The 17,030-nt window shown below is 35.8% G+C and carries 11 protein-coding genes; 5 read left to right on the forward strand and 6 right to left on the reverse strand.

Translation table 11 applies throughout. The features are described 5' to 3' along the window. Nucleotides 1–563 precede the first annotated feature (563 nt). From ACP6PM_RS28830 to ACP6PM_RS28845, 4 genes are all read left to right on the forward strand, one after another. The gene (locus tag ACP6PM_RS28830; RefSeq protein ID WP_426590322.1) at nucleotides 564–3,617 is read left to right on the forward strand and encodes a hybrid sensor histidine kinase/response regulator; all 3,054 of its coding nucleotides are present in this window, start codon (nucleotides 564–566) and stop codon (nucleotides 3,615–3,617) included. Between the two features lie 756 nt (nucleotides 3,618–4,373). Next, nucleotides 4,374–4,736: a rhodanese-like domain-containing protein gene (locus ACP6PM_RS28835; protein WP_426590323.1), complete on the forward strand. Its 363-nt coding sequence runs from the start codon at nucleotides 4,374–4,376 to the stop codon at nucleotides 4,734–4,736. 183 nt (nucleotides 4,737–4,919) lie between these two features. Beyond that, on the forward strand, nucleotides 4,920–6,038 hold the full coding sequence (hrcA, locus tag ACP6PM_RS28840) for a heat-inducible transcriptional repressor HrcA (protein ID WP_426590324.1): 1,119 nt from the start codon (nucleotides 4,920–4,922) through the stop codon (nucleotides 6,036–6,038). Between the two features lie 333 nt (nucleotides 6,039–6,371). Then, nucleotides 6,372–6,734, forward strand: a complete 363-nt coding sequence (locus ACP6PM_RS28845; RefSeq protein ID WP_426590325.1) for a hypothetical protein — start codon at nucleotides 6,372–6,374, stop codon at nucleotides 6,732–6,734. A gap of 709 nt (nucleotides 6,735–7,443) precedes the next feature. Here the strand turns inward: ACP6PM_RS28845 and ACP6PM_RS28850 are convergent. The 6 genes from ACP6PM_RS28850 to ACP6PM_RS28875 form a co-directional block, all read right to left on the reverse strand. Beyond that, a complete protein-coding gene (locus ACP6PM_RS28850; protein WP_426590326.1) occupies nucleotides 7,444–10,167 on the reverse strand; it encodes a chloride channel protein in 2,724 nt (907 codons plus the stop codon). A 270-nt stretch (nucleotides 10,168–10,437) separates the two neighbouring features. Next, on the reverse strand, nucleotides 10,438–11,028 hold the full coding sequence (locus ACP6PM_RS28855) for a GDSL-type esterase/lipase family protein (protein WP_426590327.1): 591 nt from the start codon (nucleotides 11,026–11,028) through the stop codon (nucleotides 10,438–10,440). A gap of 936 nt (nucleotides 11,029–11,964) precedes the next feature. Next, a complete protein-coding gene (locus tag ACP6PM_RS28860) occupies nucleotides 11,965–13,260 on the reverse strand; it encodes a TldD/PmbA family protein (protein ID WP_426590338.1) in 1,296 nt (431 codons plus the stop codon). A 371-nt stretch (nucleotides 13,261–13,631) separates the two neighbouring features. Continuing rightward, complete coding sequence (locus tag ACP6PM_RS28865; RefSeq protein ID WP_426590328.1) at nucleotides 13,632–14,492, reverse strand: Tab2/Atab2 family RNA-binding protein; 861 nt, start codon at nucleotides 14,490–14,492, stop codon at nucleotides 13,632–13,634. A gap of 541 nt (nucleotides 14,493–15,033) precedes the next feature. Next, on the reverse strand, nucleotides 15,034–15,237 hold the full coding sequence (locus ACP6PM_RS28870) for a hypothetical protein (RefSeq protein WP_426590329.1): 204 nt from the start codon (nucleotides 15,235–15,237) through the stop codon (nucleotides 15,034–15,036). Nucleotides 15,238–15,427: 190 nt separating this feature from the next. Further along, nucleotides 15,428–15,649, reverse strand: coding sequence for a hypothetical protein (locus ACP6PM_RS28875; RefSeq protein WP_426590330.1), 222 nt, complete (start codon nucleotides 15,647–15,649; stop codon nucleotides 15,428–15,430). Between the two features lie 691 nt (nucleotides 15,650–16,340). On the opposite strand from ACP6PM_RS28875, the gene ACP6PM_RS28880 reads away from it, so the two are divergent. Beyond that, nucleotides 16,341–16,538, forward strand: a complete 198-nt coding sequence (locus ACP6PM_RS28880; RefSeq protein WP_293102726.1) for a hypothetical protein — start codon at nucleotides 16,341–16,343, stop codon at nucleotides 16,536–16,538. The last annotated feature ends 492 nt before the right edge of the window (nucleotides 16,539–17,030 follow it).

Below are 17,030 nucleotides of genomic sequence, written 5' to 3' on the forward strand. Positions count from 1 at the left end.
TATCTGCAGACCAAGTTAAAATTTTGTAGGGGTTTGGTAGCCAAACCCCTACAATTATTTATGGTTTATGTATAGAATCAATTTGGTATCTTTGCAAGCGGTATGTGCTTTTGGCATAGGAGTCATATCATGTCCGCTTGAATAGTTATATTTTGGTGAAAGGAAGGCAGAAGACAGAAGACAGAAAACAGAAGACAGAAGGTTTTTTGCCCATTTTGACCTTAATTTTATACACGCTCCGATGCTACCGGACATGATATCAGGAGTCATAAGTCAGGGGATTAAGAAATAGAATAGGGGAAAAAGCGGATGCAACCCCGCCCCCTTCGGGTATCTCTTTCAGAGACGCTACAGGAACGGCAGTTGCGTGACTGTCGGGAAACCCGCCCAACCCACTGGACTCACCGTCGCACGGCGCAAGGGGTCAGAACGGGGCCAGGTCTCCTAGCCATAGGAACGCTGACCAAGAGAGGGAACGCGCACCAAGCAGGTAGAAAAATGCTCCCTACTCCCCTACTCCCTTAAAAATGTTAAATTAATTTTGCACAGGTACTGATAAAATTATGATTGAAATTGACGATCAAGCCTACGAATTTTTTGTAGAAGAAACTACAGAATTACTGCAAACTCTTGAGCAAGGATTAATTAATATTTCTCAAGAGCATGAACTCCAAACACTCCATAAACTAATGCGGGCAGCTCATTCAATTAAAGGTGGTGCTGCTTGTATTGGTTTAATGGGAATTCAAACAATTGCCCATGACTTAGAAAATGGCATCAGAGCTCTTTATCAGGAAAATACTGTTTTTGACCTGGAGTTAGAGAATTTATTGCTGCAAGCTTTTGACTGTTTACAATCGCCTACTACAGAACAAATTGAAACAGGTAACTATGATGAAAATAAAGCTATTGCCAAGGCAAAGGAAGTCTTTGAGCAGTTGGAAAATAAACTTGGGCATTCTCTCGAAGAAGCAGCAGAGTTTCCAGAAGTACCAATGGAAGAGGGTGATATGGCTAAGTTTCTGTTTACAGAAGAAATACCCTCTGGTTTGCAGCGTTGGGAAAGTTTATTAGCAGGAAAGAATATTTCCGACACTGGTCTATCCCTTAAAGATGAGTTGAAGAGACAAGCAGAAGTGTTTGCGACTTTGGGAACAATGCTTAGTTTGGCTGGGTTTACTTCTATTGCTGAAACTACAATTAAGGCCCTGGAAGTAAATCCCAAATATACAGAAAAAATTGGTCAATTAGCTTTAGCAGATTTTTGGGCAGGGCAAAAAGCAGTATTAGAAGGTGATCGTGTTCAAGGTGGAAATCCGAATGCAACATTGGTAAAATTGACCAAACCATTAAAATCTAAAAAAGCTGTAGCAACTACCAAGCAGAAACAAGTCAATCAAGTTAGTAAAAAATCTAACCTTACCAATCAAAATCAAGGTCAAAAAGCACAGATAACTAATACTACTAAAACCACAAGCTCTAAGACGGCGACAGCATCAGTAAATGTCTCTGAGGAAAAAGATTATAGACCAGAAGTTACTCAAAATTTCAAGCCAGAAAAAGTCAATCAACCTGCTAAAAAATCCAACGTTGCCAATCAAACTCAAGGTCAAAAAGCACAGATAACTAATATTACTAAAACCACAAACTCCAAGACAGCGACAGCATCAGTAAATGTCTCTGAGGAAAAAGATTATAGACCAGAAGTTACTCATAACGAAAAGCAAACTCAGGAAAAACAAACTACCTCCCAACCCTCATCTACTTTAGGTATTAGGATAGACCTTAAACGCCTAGAAATGTTGAATAATTTAGTAGGAGAATTAGCCACTCAAGATAATAGTTTTATTCTCCAAAATCAACAAGCTCAAGCTTCAATAGAAACTTTAGAAAAAGGGTGGCAAAGATTTCAGCAATTAATGATGAATCTCCAAGATATTACCGCCTTTTCTGAGAAACTAAAAAAATCATCAAATCCTCAAAATCATAAACTAGCATCTCTACTAAATATAATACCAAATCTTACAGAAGAAGTTGCTCAAATAGGAGAAGCAGTAGACGATATTAAACTATTACATCAGCAGAGTAAACAAATTGTCAAAAAAAGACAACAAACCTTACAGCAAATACAAAGTCATCTCAATAAAACTCGAATGTTACCTGTGGAATCATTATTTAATAGATTCCCCAGAATGATTAGAGATTTATCAGTGCAAAAGCAAAAACAGGTAAAACTAGAATTAGTTGGGATGAATACTATGTTAGACAAAGCTGTTTTAGAAAAATTATATGACCCCATAGTTCATATATTGAGGAATGCTTTCGATCATGGTATTGAATCAGCAGAAAAAAGACAAGCTAATGGTAAATCAGAGGTAGGGATAATTACTATTAAATCTTATTATCAAGGAAATTATACTTATATTGAAATTAAAGATGATGGTGGGGGTATAGATCTTGAAAAAATTCGGAATAAAGCCATAGTTAAGCAAATTGTCTCTCCTAATGAAGCAGTAAAATTATCAACGAAACAGTTATACCAATTTTTATTCTATCCTGACTTTTCAACTAAAGAAAAAGTGAGTGATTTGTCAGGAAGAGGGGTAGGATTAGATGCAGTACTGCGTCAAATAGAATCATTAAAAGGCAATATTACTATTCAATCAGAAATCGGTCAAGGCACAAGATTTCTGCTGAGATTACCTTGGACTTTGACAATTACAAAATTATTAGTTTTTCGTATGGAAGGCAATTTGTTTGCTATTCCCTTAGATATTTTAGCAACTATTATCTATGCCGAGCCGACTGAGATTCAAGTCAATGAAAAAGGGGAAGAAATCTATTATTTGCGAGGCAAAAAAATATCAATAGCACCATCAATCGTATCAGATTATAATTATCCAATAGTCTTAGAAAATATCCCACAAAAAGCTTTTGAATTTGGCAAAAATCCTTATAGTCAAAAATCTAAAGAAAAGGTAATGTTATTATTAATTTCTGAAGATATAGATACAATTGCCATCAAAATTGAACAAATATTAATGGAACAAAATTTGACGATTAAACCTTTTAACAAGGTTTTAACATCGCCATCATATTTGTATGGTTGTACTATCTTAGGAGATGGTAGTTTAGTACCAGTTATTGACGGAATTAAGTTATTAGAAAAAACCTTAAATCAAACCAGTTTAACTCCTCATAGATTACCTGGTCTTCAGAAGCAATTTAAGCAGTCTACCTTGTCTAAATTGCCAACTATTTTAGTAGTAGACGATTCTTTAACTACTCGCCAAACTATTTCTAAAACTTTGCAAAAATCAGGATATAATGTTGTGCAAGCTCAAGATGCTAAAGCAGGATTAAGACAGCTAGACCAAAATACTTATATTAAGGCTATTATTTGTGATGTAGAAATGCCAGAAATGAATGGTTTTGAGTTCCTGAGTCGTTGTCGTAAACAATATTCTCAGGAGGAAATGCCTGTATTAATGTTAACATCTCGTGGCAGTCAACCCTATCGTCAGTTAGCTAAACAGTTGGGTGCAAATGGCTATTTAACTAAACCTTATTTAGATCAAGATTTAATTAAAAATTTACAAAAATGTTTGATTAATTAATTAATTAATTTAGGGAGGAATCAGCAAGAAAAAACATAAGTAACTAGTCATTTCAGTTAGCCTCCTGCCAGAGGAGCTGCCTCTTGTCGCGCAGCGAAACGCTAACTTTAACATTACTTCCAGCTCAACCCCTAGACTTGAAATTCGTATCGGGGCTAATTTTCTTTTTTATCCTCTTGAAATAGGAGGCTTGAGACCTTATTTATTTGGTCATAAATAAAGTCAACTTTAAATTAGGAGGAGTTATAATTCATAATTAAAATAGTCTAAATAAATTAACTTCCTGTTATTATTTTACGTTTAATTTGTCCTGCTCCTTAAAGTAAATTTAAAATAATATTGATTTGATTAGTTTTAATTTTATTTGAGTTATATCATGTCCGTTTAATTAGTTATAAAAAACTTTCTTCTCTTCTTCATTCTTCTTCCTTCTTCTTCACTCCTGACTCCTGACTCCTGACTCCTTCATCCTTATTCATAAGTATTCAACCGGACATCATATTATATTATTTTTGCCCGAATCCCGAACTATAGAAAAGGAAACCCATAAAGTAAGTGTTTGCTTCTTCAAGCCTTGTGAAGAAAGATTTACTTAAGAGAGAGAGGATAAGGTTTGTTATGATTAAGTCGAGAGACCTTGATATAATTTCAGATAAAATTCTCAGGTTACTAAAAAAAATTAGGATAATGAAAAAATTTTCTATAATTTTGTTTATACTATTCTATTAGTAAATTAATTAATTCTTGTATCTAAAAATGTCACAACAGTTTTCCCAGCAACCTATACTTGAAATTACTGTCGAAGAACTAGCAAATCACTTAATAAATGGTATTCCTGAAAATTTACAATTAGTAGATGTTCGAGAGCCACAAGAAGTAGAAATAGCCTTTATCAAAGGTTTTAAAGTTTTACCCTTAAGTCAGTTTTCTGAATGGTCAGACCAAATTCATGTCCATTTAGACTCTAATCAAGAAACCTTAGTCTTATGCCACCATGGGATGCGTTCAGCTCAAATGTGCCAATGGTTGAAGAGCCAAGGTTTTACCAATGTGAAAAACATTATTGGTGGTATTGATGCCTACTCATTAGTTGTAGATAAAAGTATACCTCGCTATTAGACATCAAAAATTTTATGATGTGAGTAGAAAAGTTTTTTTGGCTACATATTTTTTATAAAATTATGCTTATATCATAACGAAGCACTAATTTATATTAAGAAAAATAACCTAATGTTTTGATTAACTAAGATCATTATTTTCTGTTATTGTCTGATAACTTACCGATATACTCACCCTACATCTATGTCAGTGCAAGTTAAGCTTAATAATCGTCATCAACATATTCTTTGGGCAACAGTTCGCCACTATATTGCGACGGCAGAGCCAGTTGGCTCAAAGTCCCTTGTAGAAGTAGAAGAGTATAATCTCAGTGTTAGTCCAGCGACCATTCGCAATGGGATGAGCTTTTTAGAAAAAAGTGGACTTTTATATCAACCTCATACTTCAGCAGGAAGAGTTCCCTCGGACTCAGGCTACCGAATATATGTCGATCAATTAATGACACCTTCAGAAAATTTGGCTTTTGAAGTTGAAGAACTTTTACAAAAACAACTGAATTGGCCAGAAGGTCGTCTAGAGGCTGTACTTCAGGGAGCAGCTCAAATTTTAGCTACTCTCAGTGGTTATATTACTTTGGTGACGATGCCCCAGACTTCCACGGCCAAGCTACGACATTTACAACTGGTACAAATGGAAGCAGAAAAAATTATGCTAATTGTGGTGACAAATACTTATGAAACTCAGTCACTGATTATGGACTTGCGGGCAATAAATCAGACCAACGATCGACAAAACTTACAGGGTGATTCGGTACTCTCCAACCCAGAAGATATTGATCGAGAGTTACATATATTATCAAATTTTTTGAACAGCCAACTACGAGACCGGGCAATAGGAGAATTATCTTTATTGGACTGGAGTGAGCTAGACCGGGAGTTTGAGAAGTATGCTGAATTAATCAAAAATCTGTTGGAAAATTTAACTCTCCGTTCTCAGACACCTGATTATACCAGAATTCTGATTAGTGGTATAGCAGAAGCATTGCGTTTACCAGAATTCTCCCAACTTGAACAAGTCCAAACTATTATTCAACTACTTGAAGAAAAACAAGAACAACTGTGGCCTTTAATCTTTGGAGCCACTGGGAAAAAAATAGATAAGCAGGTGACAGTGAGAATTGGCTCAGAAAATCCTTTGGAACCTATTCAAGGTTGTGCTTTAGTTTCTGCAACTTATGGAAATGGGACAATTCCTCTAGGAAGTGTGGGAGTTTTAGGGCCAACTCGGATGGTCTATGAAAATGCGATCGCTCTAGTTAAATCCACAGCCGATTTTCTCTCGGAAACAATAGGAATTGATTAATACTAAAATTTATACCTTTTCTAGCTGGTTTTCATCTCATGTAGGGTTTTTCTCGCTAATGCTGTAAATATTTTGGCGATAACCAAAAACATTCTTGATAGTTCTGATATGCTTATTATTTAATTTATTTTTTCAACTGGCGACAACCTTCCCCTCCTGTAAGTCGCTACTCCGATGGCGACTTAGAACTTTTATACTAGGTTTTGAAGTGCATAATTTAGGATTGAGAATCATTTCAGGCTTCTATTTCACAAGTGCAGCTTATAAATTATTTGTGACATTATTTAACTGAGTTGGTACTAGAATAAAAGATAGAGAGTTGAGTATGTAAATATGATAAAACTTAAAAGAATTGTATCAGCTTTCTTGGCAATACTACAACCTAAATCAGAAAAGCTAGAGGTTGAAACTTATGGTTTAACAGATAGTGAATTTTCTCTAGAAAAAACTGAGGAAATTTTGGGATGGTTACTCAAGGTATTGATAAAAACAGGATATATTGGTAAGTCTTATTTAGTTTTTGACCATGGCAATGAAGACTGGGAAGATTTGATTTTAAAAGCAATCTTGAGAGAAGAACCAATGTTTTTGTATCGACTGAATAAAAGACCTTCACCTGCTAATATTGGCTGTCATTGGTATTTAACTGAACATCCGAGTTTGAGACTTTATCAGTTGCACTTTGAGGTCGATTAGATTATGTCAAAAAGGCGATCGTGCATATTTTACTGAAAAATTCAGGTATAAAGCCTCTCCATTCATGGAGAAAAAGCGGTCGTTTGCGGAGCATTCCGTTAGGATGGGATGCCGAGGTCTCCTCGGTATATCCAATCGACCAAGAAAGCGGTCGTTTGCGGAGCATGACCTGGTAGATGGGATGGCGAGGTTTCCCGCTCTTTCAGAGCCGCTCCGAAGTGCGCCATATCCAATCGACCAAGAGAACTGAAACAGGCGCACTTTTTTCGAGCATAAAAGGCTCAAACCTTTATCTGTAAGCCCTATCTTATACTAAATCCGGTTTATAGAGTATCCTTTTGGGGAGATAGGGAGATGGGGAGATGGTTAGAGAGGGATTTGAAAAAGGTAATGTATGCAGGACTGGATTTGGTATTAAATAGACATCTGGTGATAATAAAAAATCAAATCAATTATCGCACATAAATAATCAATTCTTTCTGCCTACTCCCTACTCCCTACTCCCTCTTTTCCGGAGAGGTCTAATAATAACTGTAGGTTGTTATATCATGTCCGTTTATATCGTTTGTGTAAAAGTTAGCGTAAATATCAACAGGAAATTTAAGTTTTTTCTTGCTCTTAAACCTTCCTCCCTCTCGTCCCTGTTCCCTGTTCCCAGTTAAGTGTTCCCTACCTTTGCTATACAATACCGATGCTACCGGACATGATATTATTGATTATTCGCAGCTCGCACCAGAATTACAGTACAATTGCAACCACGAGCGATCGCTTCGGGAATATTACCATTAATTGCTTGCCTCAAAAATCCCTCCTTACTAGCACCAATAACCACAACATCAGAGTGATGAGCATCAGCTAAATCAACTACAGCATCTGAAACCGATTTAGAACAGATTGAAGTAGCCATCACCTCTGTATGTAAGCGGTGTTTCAGCATTCTAGCAGCTTGCTGCATTTCCTGAATATTAGGAGCAACAACAGATTGAGTACAAACTTGACATAAGAGAATTTTTGGCTTCACACTCAAAGAAACTAAAGCAGGCAAAAGTTTTACTGCTGCTGCTTGAGTAGGAATATCTCTCAAAGGCACCAACCATTGTCGCCATCCTAAAAATGAGTACATATAATCAGAATCAGGGTTAAATTTTTCATTGGCAACACCTGCCAACTTTTCTTTTTCTCTGAATTTATCCGCTCCCCACTTCACTACTACCACTTCACAAATAGCTTTTTGCATCAGAGTATCCACAATACTGCCAAAAATACGACCTGGTGCAATATCACCCTTCCAACCCATCAATATTAAAGATATATGTCTCTCCTTAACAGTTTCCAAAATAGCATCAGCAATATCGTGACCAACCCGCACTTGAGTGTGAATTGGAATTTGCAAATCTGTAGCTATGCGTTCTGCCATTGCCAACAAACGACGACTCTCAGTTGTATCAACTACAGTCTCAGCAGGAGAATTTTGACGAGACACAATTACGATTTGGAGACATTCTAGTTCATAATTGCGTTGCCGAGCAATTACAGCAGCCAACCTTAATAATGCAGGGGCAGTACGAGGATTACTCAAAGGTACCAACAATCGACCATTACCAATTTGAGGCGCTCGTGTTTGATAAACTACATAAGATGGTTCTGGCGGGTTGGTTCTTAAGTTTGTCTTGCCTGTTAATTGCTCTGATTCTATTTTAATGATATCAGTATCAGTAATAATCCCCACAAGATGACGACCTTCCATCACAGGTAAACGACTGATTTTATATCTATGTAAAAGATTTAAAACCTCACTCAGATTATCTCTAGTCTTTACTGTCATTGGATGGAGTGTCATAAAATCTTTTAAAAGATTATCTCCTCGAAGGTGACGTTTCCGAGTGTAGGCTAAATCTGTCTGAGTAACAATACCCACAAGCAAACCTTGACTATCAACTACAGGAAAACCTCGATGGTGAGAATTGGAAAATTTCTGCTTAACTTCATCTAAAGTTAATTTAGAATCAAGAGTTTCCACAGGAGTGTGCATCACTTGATCGGCGCGAATGTTACTCAAATAATCATTTGCTGATATTTCCTTGTTAAGTTGTAGACCTTTTAAATCTAAAACTAGGTCAGACAGAGATTTCTTATCTATCTTTTCTGCCACCAATAAAGCCACAATAGAAACAATCATCAGTGGTAACACCAAGCGAAAGTCTTGTGTCTGTTCAAAAATAACTACTACTGCTGTGATAGGTGCTCTTGATACAGCACAAAAGAATGCACCCATTCCTGCTAAAGCAAAAATTGTTGGTTGTTCAATACCTACTACATTATTTTGCAAAATCCCAACTATCTGACCTAAAGCAGAACCAATAATTAAAGATGGTGCAAATAATCCGCCAGGGGCACCTGAACCTGCAGCAAATATTGTTAAGATAAAGTGAGCAAGAAAAGCTATGCAACTCAGTGTCAAGTTAGCGTCGCTAGTCCCTAGTAATTTTCTTAAACCTGTATAATTGTGAAATGACTCCGGTAAAAATGCGATTATTAAACCACTAATCAATCCCGTAATAGCTATTCGCCAAGGTAATGTTAATTTCAGTTTACGCTGATTAAATATTGAAGTCGCAATAATTCCCCGACTAAATACTGTTCCTAGTAACCCTGCTAAAACTCCCAAAACTATGTAGAAAGGAATTTCTTTAAGATCCAAAAATCCTGTAATTGATGTATCTAGGCTATCGCTGCTGTAGTACAAACTTTTTCCCCCTAGAATTTGGGAAGTAACTGCTCCGACGAAGGAAGCAATAATTGCTGGACCCAAGGTGATGCCAGAAATATCATGCATCAGGTCTTCCACTACAAATAACACACCAGCAATAGGAGCATTGAACCCAGCAGCTAATCCAGCCGCAGCACCACAGGCAATTAACTGACGACGATAACTGGGAGAAGTGGGAAGCCAATGACTGATCCAAGCTGCCAAAGATGCACCTATTTGTACAGTTGGGCCTTGTCTTCCTAGTGTTAATCCAGAACCCACTGTCAGAATGGTAGTAAACATTTTGACAATGGCAATCTGGTAGTTTAAGGGAACTCGCATACCTGCTAGTGCAGCTTTTACTTGTGGTACTCCACTCCCTCCAGTTTCTGGTGCTAAAAGTTTTACTAATACACCAGTGATAAATCCTCCAATCAAACCAAAAATAGGTAGTAACAACCAAGGGGGAAATTTTAGGGATGCAGCTATTCGCAAACTACCTAGCCATCCTACACCTTCTTTGAGGGTGACGGCGGCTAATCCTGAAGTTATTCCGATTAAGCTAGCTTCAAAAACTGCTAGAAGTTTAGGTCTTAGTAGGGGTTTGGTTACAAAGCCTGTATATGGATAGACAAATGTCTTTAGGTAGGTTTGTGCTTCTTCTCGGATATGCTGATACCACATAAGGAAATGTTGGCTTTGATTTTGGCAGATTTGTCTTTAATTCTACTCCTTAGTTGGTATTTTTTTTGATTTATTACTATTAATATAATTAAGCTAGAAAAGCAACATAATTACTTTATTGGATTAATTACTCAATAATTAAGGTATAAACCTTCTCCTTGTAAAGAAGAAATCAGCAAATTTTAGTAGTTGCTTTATTCTTTACGAAAATCCGAAAAGCTGAAAGCTGAATGCAAGCTAGCTGAATCCTTACAATGAAAATTATTGTTTCTAGAACCAAGATTTCCATGCACTCCAATTTTCTATTAAGCTTGCTAACTCACAATAACCTGATCCTCTTGGGTGAGCACCATCATTTTGCGCTATTTCTTGCCGCCAATTTTCTGAAGTTTTTAATGGTGTAAAAACATCTAAATAAGGAATATTTAATTGCAAACATACTTGGGAAAAATCATTAGATAAATTAGCAATTCTAATGTTATGTTCAGCATCAGCAACAGGTGGAGGACTTATCATTAATACTGGAAAAAGCTGCTGAACTTGAATTAAAATCTGCCGAATATTCTCTATTGATTGATTTCTTTCCACACGAATTTTACCTGCTTCTAAAGTAGTGTCATTTGTACCAAAAGAACATACTACTCTACCACTAACTTCTGGCGGTAAACGAGAAGAAACTTCTCTAAACCAACGATTTTTAATATCAGTGCTAGTTTCTCTTCTGACTCCGAGATTATAGTATGTAATATCATATCCTTGATTATAAGATATCTGGCAAATTCTACCAGCCCAACCTAAATAATCAGGGTCCCCTGTGCCATTTACAAAAGAGTCTCCAATAAAGCAAATTCTGATTTCCATCTAGTTATACCAATTTTATAAAATACTGCTACCATCAAATAATAGCAAACAGAGAACACTGGATATGGAAATAGAGAAACAGAAGTATTTCAATAATTAATAATTAACAATTAATAATTGATAATTAATTATTACCTCTTCTTTTTAAGAATAGGATTGGTTAAAAGGAAAATTTTTTCTTTTTTTATTCCTGAAAGGAGAGGCTTTATACCAATTTCAGAAAAGACTGTTACAGTGAAATGGGTCTAAAGATATTAAGTGAAAACAGTTAAATGAAATGAGAAAAAAAATTTACAGCCTGAGAAACAGAATCAGAATTAAACAGGCTTTTGTCCCAAGAAACAGATGGCCGTATCAAAGAAAAATAATCAAGAGCATCGAAAACATCTGCACCGCTTATATGACCCAAGGGTTTTGAATTCCAAGTCTTCATTGCTTCTGAGCAGACTATCTGAAGACCCCAAAATTTAGTCTAAACTCCAGTCGGTAAAAAAGGTTAAATATTTACAATTACTAAGTAGGTAGGCATCAATAAAGTTCAAAATAAAAAATATGAAAAAGAACTTATAATCCAGTCTTCAAAATATTTTCACTGCGCGTGAATTTTCATTGCTATTGTACCGATAATTAAGCCCACCTACTTACTTTTAAATTCAGTATTACTATCGAAATAAAATGGTAGTCCTAAAATAGTAAGGAGATCGAAACTATTCCCGACTCAGATATTCTCTATTTCCTATTCTCTATTCCCTATTCCTTATTCCTGAAGGTTTTATACCTGTTCCCTGTTTGCTTTTTCCTAATACTTATATAGGGCTTACACAACGGTACTAATTGTTAGGTATAGTCATTTGTTTTATCAATATATTTCCTAAAAAATTGAGAGTTTTTATCTCAAAAATATTGAGATTGCTATATTAAACTCATGCAAGTAATTTAATCCACTTTACCAATAGTAGATAATCCTTCTACAATTACATGAGGAGTATAACAAGAACCATTCCATTCCCCATCATTTCCTAATTCTACTAATTGCTTTAATGCTGTATAAACATTACCAGCAACCATAGTATTTTTCACTCTACCAACTATTTCACCTTTTATCACACGATACCCAAGTTCAACATTAATAGAAAAATCACCAGAAATACCAGCACCACCACCTAGAATTTGATCGACTATAATTCCATCATCTAACATCCCTATTAATTCCTGTAGCGATCGCTCCCCCGGCTTAACTATAAAATTAAATAATTCTGGTGTAGGATACCTACCTAAGTCCGGGCGAAACCCATTACCAGTAGTCCCACTACCCAATAATCTACCAGTAGTTCGGTCTGTATAAAATAGTTGTAAAATACCCTTTTGAATAAATTCTATGGAGCGGGTCGGAGTACCTTCATCGTCAAAAGGACAACTAAATGGTCCTTCTTCTGGTTGTTGAGAAATAGTAATTTGCTTATTAGTGACAAGTTCCCCTAGGCGATCGCTCCAAGGAGAAGCACCTTCTAGTACCTGCTTGCCGTTCAAAGCTCCAGATATGGTACTCCATAATAAGTCTGCTGCTTTAGCTGTAAATAAAATAGGTACTCTACCACTAGGGGACGCCACATTATTGTGTGGCCAATTTAATCGTTGTAAGATTCGGTTTGCGACTTTCTTGGGGTCGAGGCTATTTCTTTGGATTTGACCATCAGATATATTTAAGAAGTCGTCACCTCTTACCCAATCAGTCTCTACATAACCACTTAAAGTTGTATCTATATGATTACAATCTAGTCCCAATGAATTGATCAAACGTGTAGATTCAATTTCACAATCCCATTCTCCGTTACAAATCACATCTGGATAAAATTCTCGAATTAAGGCGATCGCATCTTTGCCCCACTTTACCAGTTGTTCTACGGGTACAAATATCCCTTGGTTGGGATAATGGCGATTTTTGGCTTTCGAGGCTAGTTCAATATATTCTGGTTCATTCAAACTGCTGATAGAGATGGCTCTTTCTACTAAAGCTTTAGGTGTCACAGGTCCATGGGCTACAGCTAGACCTGGACGTCCATTTCGCCAAAGTCTTAGTGCTGTGCCTTCTGATTGGGTACTTTCTAGTTGCTTGAGTCTATTACTTTCAAAAAATATAGGCTGGGAGTGTGATTGCGCCTGAAATACTTCTGCTGCCTCAGCCCCTGCTTTGGCAGCTAGTTCTAGCAGTTGTTCTGCTAATTCGGTCATAACATTCTGTTTGGGATTTTTGATTTTGGACAATGGCATTGCTAGTAGGATTGTACCAATGTCCAGTACCCAAAGTTTAACTAAATCTTTTTCAGGAGGATGGGGAGTGTGGGAAGTGTGGGAAGTGTGGGAAGTTTGGGAAGTGTCGGGAGTAGAGGGTCTGGAATATACCCAAGCTCTAATAAAAACTGACTTTCCTCCCATATATCCCTATTTAGCCCCAAAAATTCTACAGCTTTTCTCTCAGGACTTACGCAAAATATCAAAACATACATCATCTGTAGGGGAGATATCCCGTTTACCCGTACTATATATAGCGGTTTTTAGTAAGTCCTTTCCCTGTAAATCCTTTGAGATTTAATTAGGCTGTCCTAAATATTAATTTCTTGTAATAACCAAAAACCAGCAAATGATTCTGATTCTGGATTTGACTGTACTGCCAGAAAATGAACCTCTTTGGCCTTTGACTTGGCTTCAGAAAATCTTTTAGCTTCGGCAATAGTTGATGGATTATTCAGATTAGCTAAAATCCAAGAATCATCACCTCCAGTCTGTAGTAGTAATCTAGCTGGTGGGTTAGGACTAAATTTGATAAAAGCTAGCTCTAACCCTGACATCCAAGCAGCTAAAGCTTGCGCCCTAGATGAATAGATAATCAAACCAGGAATAGGACAATTAGGTGCTATATTCATCATACTGAGGGGAAAAGCTTCTCCAAAATCAATATCCCACTCTGACATTTCTGCAAAAGCCCCAACTTCTAAACTAACAAATGTCCATTTTTCTCCAATTAAGGCATCTGGTAAAGGTTGTGGTGCAGAATTCATATATTGAACGGAAGGATTTGTTCCTGGCTGATAACCGGGATAAGTCGGATAAACTTCTTCCATTCGTTCTTCTAGCCACTGGTTGAGTAAATAAGTGCGACGACTTAGGGCTGTAGGTATGGCCAGTTCTGCACAAGCTTTGGTAATCATGTTATTCATTTGGCGACGAAAGAAGCGTATTTTTTGAGGCGGTTCGGGAGCATCAGCGATCGCTTTTTCTATAGCATTTCGTAGCCAAATTGAGTTTACTTCTTGATTATTTGTAAACTCCGAGTAACGATACAAAGAGTCTGTCGGTTCATTAATGCCTACGGGACTTTGGCAAATTAATAGTTCCCAGAGTTTTTTTTGTCTGTCATCGAGTATTGGACGACTGTAGAAGTCTAGTTCCCAAATAGTGGCCATGCCTTGCTCTTGAATTTATTCTAAATCGGGTTAGTGATTATTCTCAAATTACCAGAGTTTGCAAAATTAAGATGAGAGCCAGCATGTTTTAATAATGATGTGAAAAATTAGGAACAGAATTTATCGCGCAGTATTCTAAAAGCTTATTATAGGATAAGTAGGTAAGCGCCAAATGTTAATGTAGTCGCAAACCTTGAGATTGCCTCCTTCCACGAGTTCCAGTCGCAATGACATAGTTGTAAATTTTCCCACTTACCTACTTACTGAAAATAAAGGCATGAGTAAGTTAACATTAATACTAAAACTACCCACACAGGAAGAAAAAAGAAATTTTTTTCTTTTTAGCCCATGGTCTTTTTTTGAACAATAGGTAATTATTACAGAACTTACGCAAAGGTACTACATATAGAGTCTCAAAACTATAACGTTATAGTTTTGAACGCTATATATATGGTTTCTGCGTAAGTCCTATATTAATTATTGAATTAATAGTTATTCACTCCTAATATTAGAAAAGATGGAAGTACAGATGACAATTAATTTATACTGGAACCACAACTAATACTTCAGAGTTTTGTTTACGAAGCTCTAACCAACTTCCATAAGACTGAGATAATTGAGAACGACTCAATAACATTGATTCTAGGTCTGGCATTTCTTCCCGACAGTGGGGACAATACCAGTAAATACTATTATGACGTACATGACGGAGTAATGTTGTAGAGCAGCAAGGACAAGTGTGCATAATATACCTCAAATTTATTTGATAAACACATCGAAACTTCCAATAACTAACCCCTAACAAATAACTGATGATTTTAGATGAGGAATTAAAATCAGATTAAATTAGTTAAGACTTGTAACTGATCGATCTGAATCAGCAAAAAAAAATCGCAAAAATTGTCTTGAAAAAAGTTCAAAAAATGTTACTTTAATTAACTGAGACCTTGGCTATCTGGTGAGTAAAGTCTGTAAAAACAGAACAAACCTAATACTATTAGTAGTTGAACAAGCCATGGAGCACAAGCAAAACCCCAGAATAAACAAATTAATCCGGTTAATACAGCTAAAACAAAGGATATATCTTCAGATGTGTGGTTATAAATCAATACGGCGGTTGCAGAAACAGTCAATAGAATGATATAAACTGATTGCATTTCCTACCTCCAAAGAAAAAATTTATATATCAGTGTTAGGGCAAGTTGCTGACCTTACCAATTAAAGTTAATCGACAAATATGAAGAACTCGTGAAGATAGGGGAATTTGTCACAAAAGTTGACACTTCAATTTACATTTAGATAATTGTGAAGCTATTTGGGATTTTAATTCTTTAGTTTGTGAAGATAAGTAAATAAGCATGAGCTTAAAATATTCCCCATTTGGAACGATGAATGGGTTTCTATTTGGGATCGAGTGCTAAAATATCAAAGTTTATCTTGAAACTCAGCCTAATCTAAAAAATGAAGTAAGTATTTAGAAGCTTTTTGCTAAATGAAAGTTAAGTCCTTATTTAGAGTTTGTTATACCTTATGAAAAAAAGATTGTTATAAATAATATTATTTTATATTAAATACTTAGAGTTTTATCGCTTGATTCAGTAATGTCAAAAATATCAGATAAAACTGTAATTTGGTATTGAGTTTAACGTTTGAGTAATTTCCCTAGGGTAGATATAATTTTTGACTACAAATAAAATTTTCAAAGTTCAGTAATATTACTATTGAAGCTTTGGTTTTTAATCTTTATGATGATATTAGAACATCTAAGATGACTGAATAAGTCATTAATTACAGATGCAAGTTTTAGATTTATCTAACAACATTTAAATCTCAATTAACTCATCAACCATGAAAGATCAATTAACTCAAACTAATGTAGCAAGACTTTTAGGAGTATCTTTTCAAAGGGTTCATACTCTCAGAATTAGGAATCGAATTAATTTTTTTTGGGATGTCAATTTAAAGTCTTGGGTCACATCACAAGAACATCTTCAGAAATATCTCAATCAGAGAGGAAAAAGAATAACTGTCTCAAGTTATAAATAATTATATATTCAACATAATTTCATATAAAATAGGGTGTTAAATAAAATAGCACCCTATTTTATATGAAATACATGAATTTTTGTTACCTTTCCTTGATAAGGAAATAGGGAAATGGGAAGATGCAAAATGCAAGGGTTTCAATAATAGTGGGATAGTTTCTTCCTAATTCCCTGTTTCCTATTTCCTAAAACGTAGAATTTTGTATCTCACCAGTATGGGAATTGTTATATCAAGTTTTATGTTAATTAAGAAAGAGGTAGTGGATAATATTGACTTTGGGCAATGGAAAGCCAACAAAAAAGTTTTAGTGCCACTAAGAATGCAGCAATTTGATGCAAAATCATAGTAAATAGTCTATTAAATCTACTTACCGAATAATTAATAATTAATAATTATTAATTATTCACCCTTTAAAGCCTCCCCTTTCAAGGGGAAAAAGCGGTCGGAAAGCGGAGCATAACCTTAGGATGGGATGGCTAGGTTTCCTCGCCA

The sequence above is a fragment of the Dapis brunnea BLCC-M229 genome (assembly GCF_050015995.1).
In the GTDB taxonomy this organism is placed as follows: Bacteria; Cyanobacteriota; Cyanobacteriia; order Cyanobacteriales; family Microcoleaceae; genus Trichodesmium.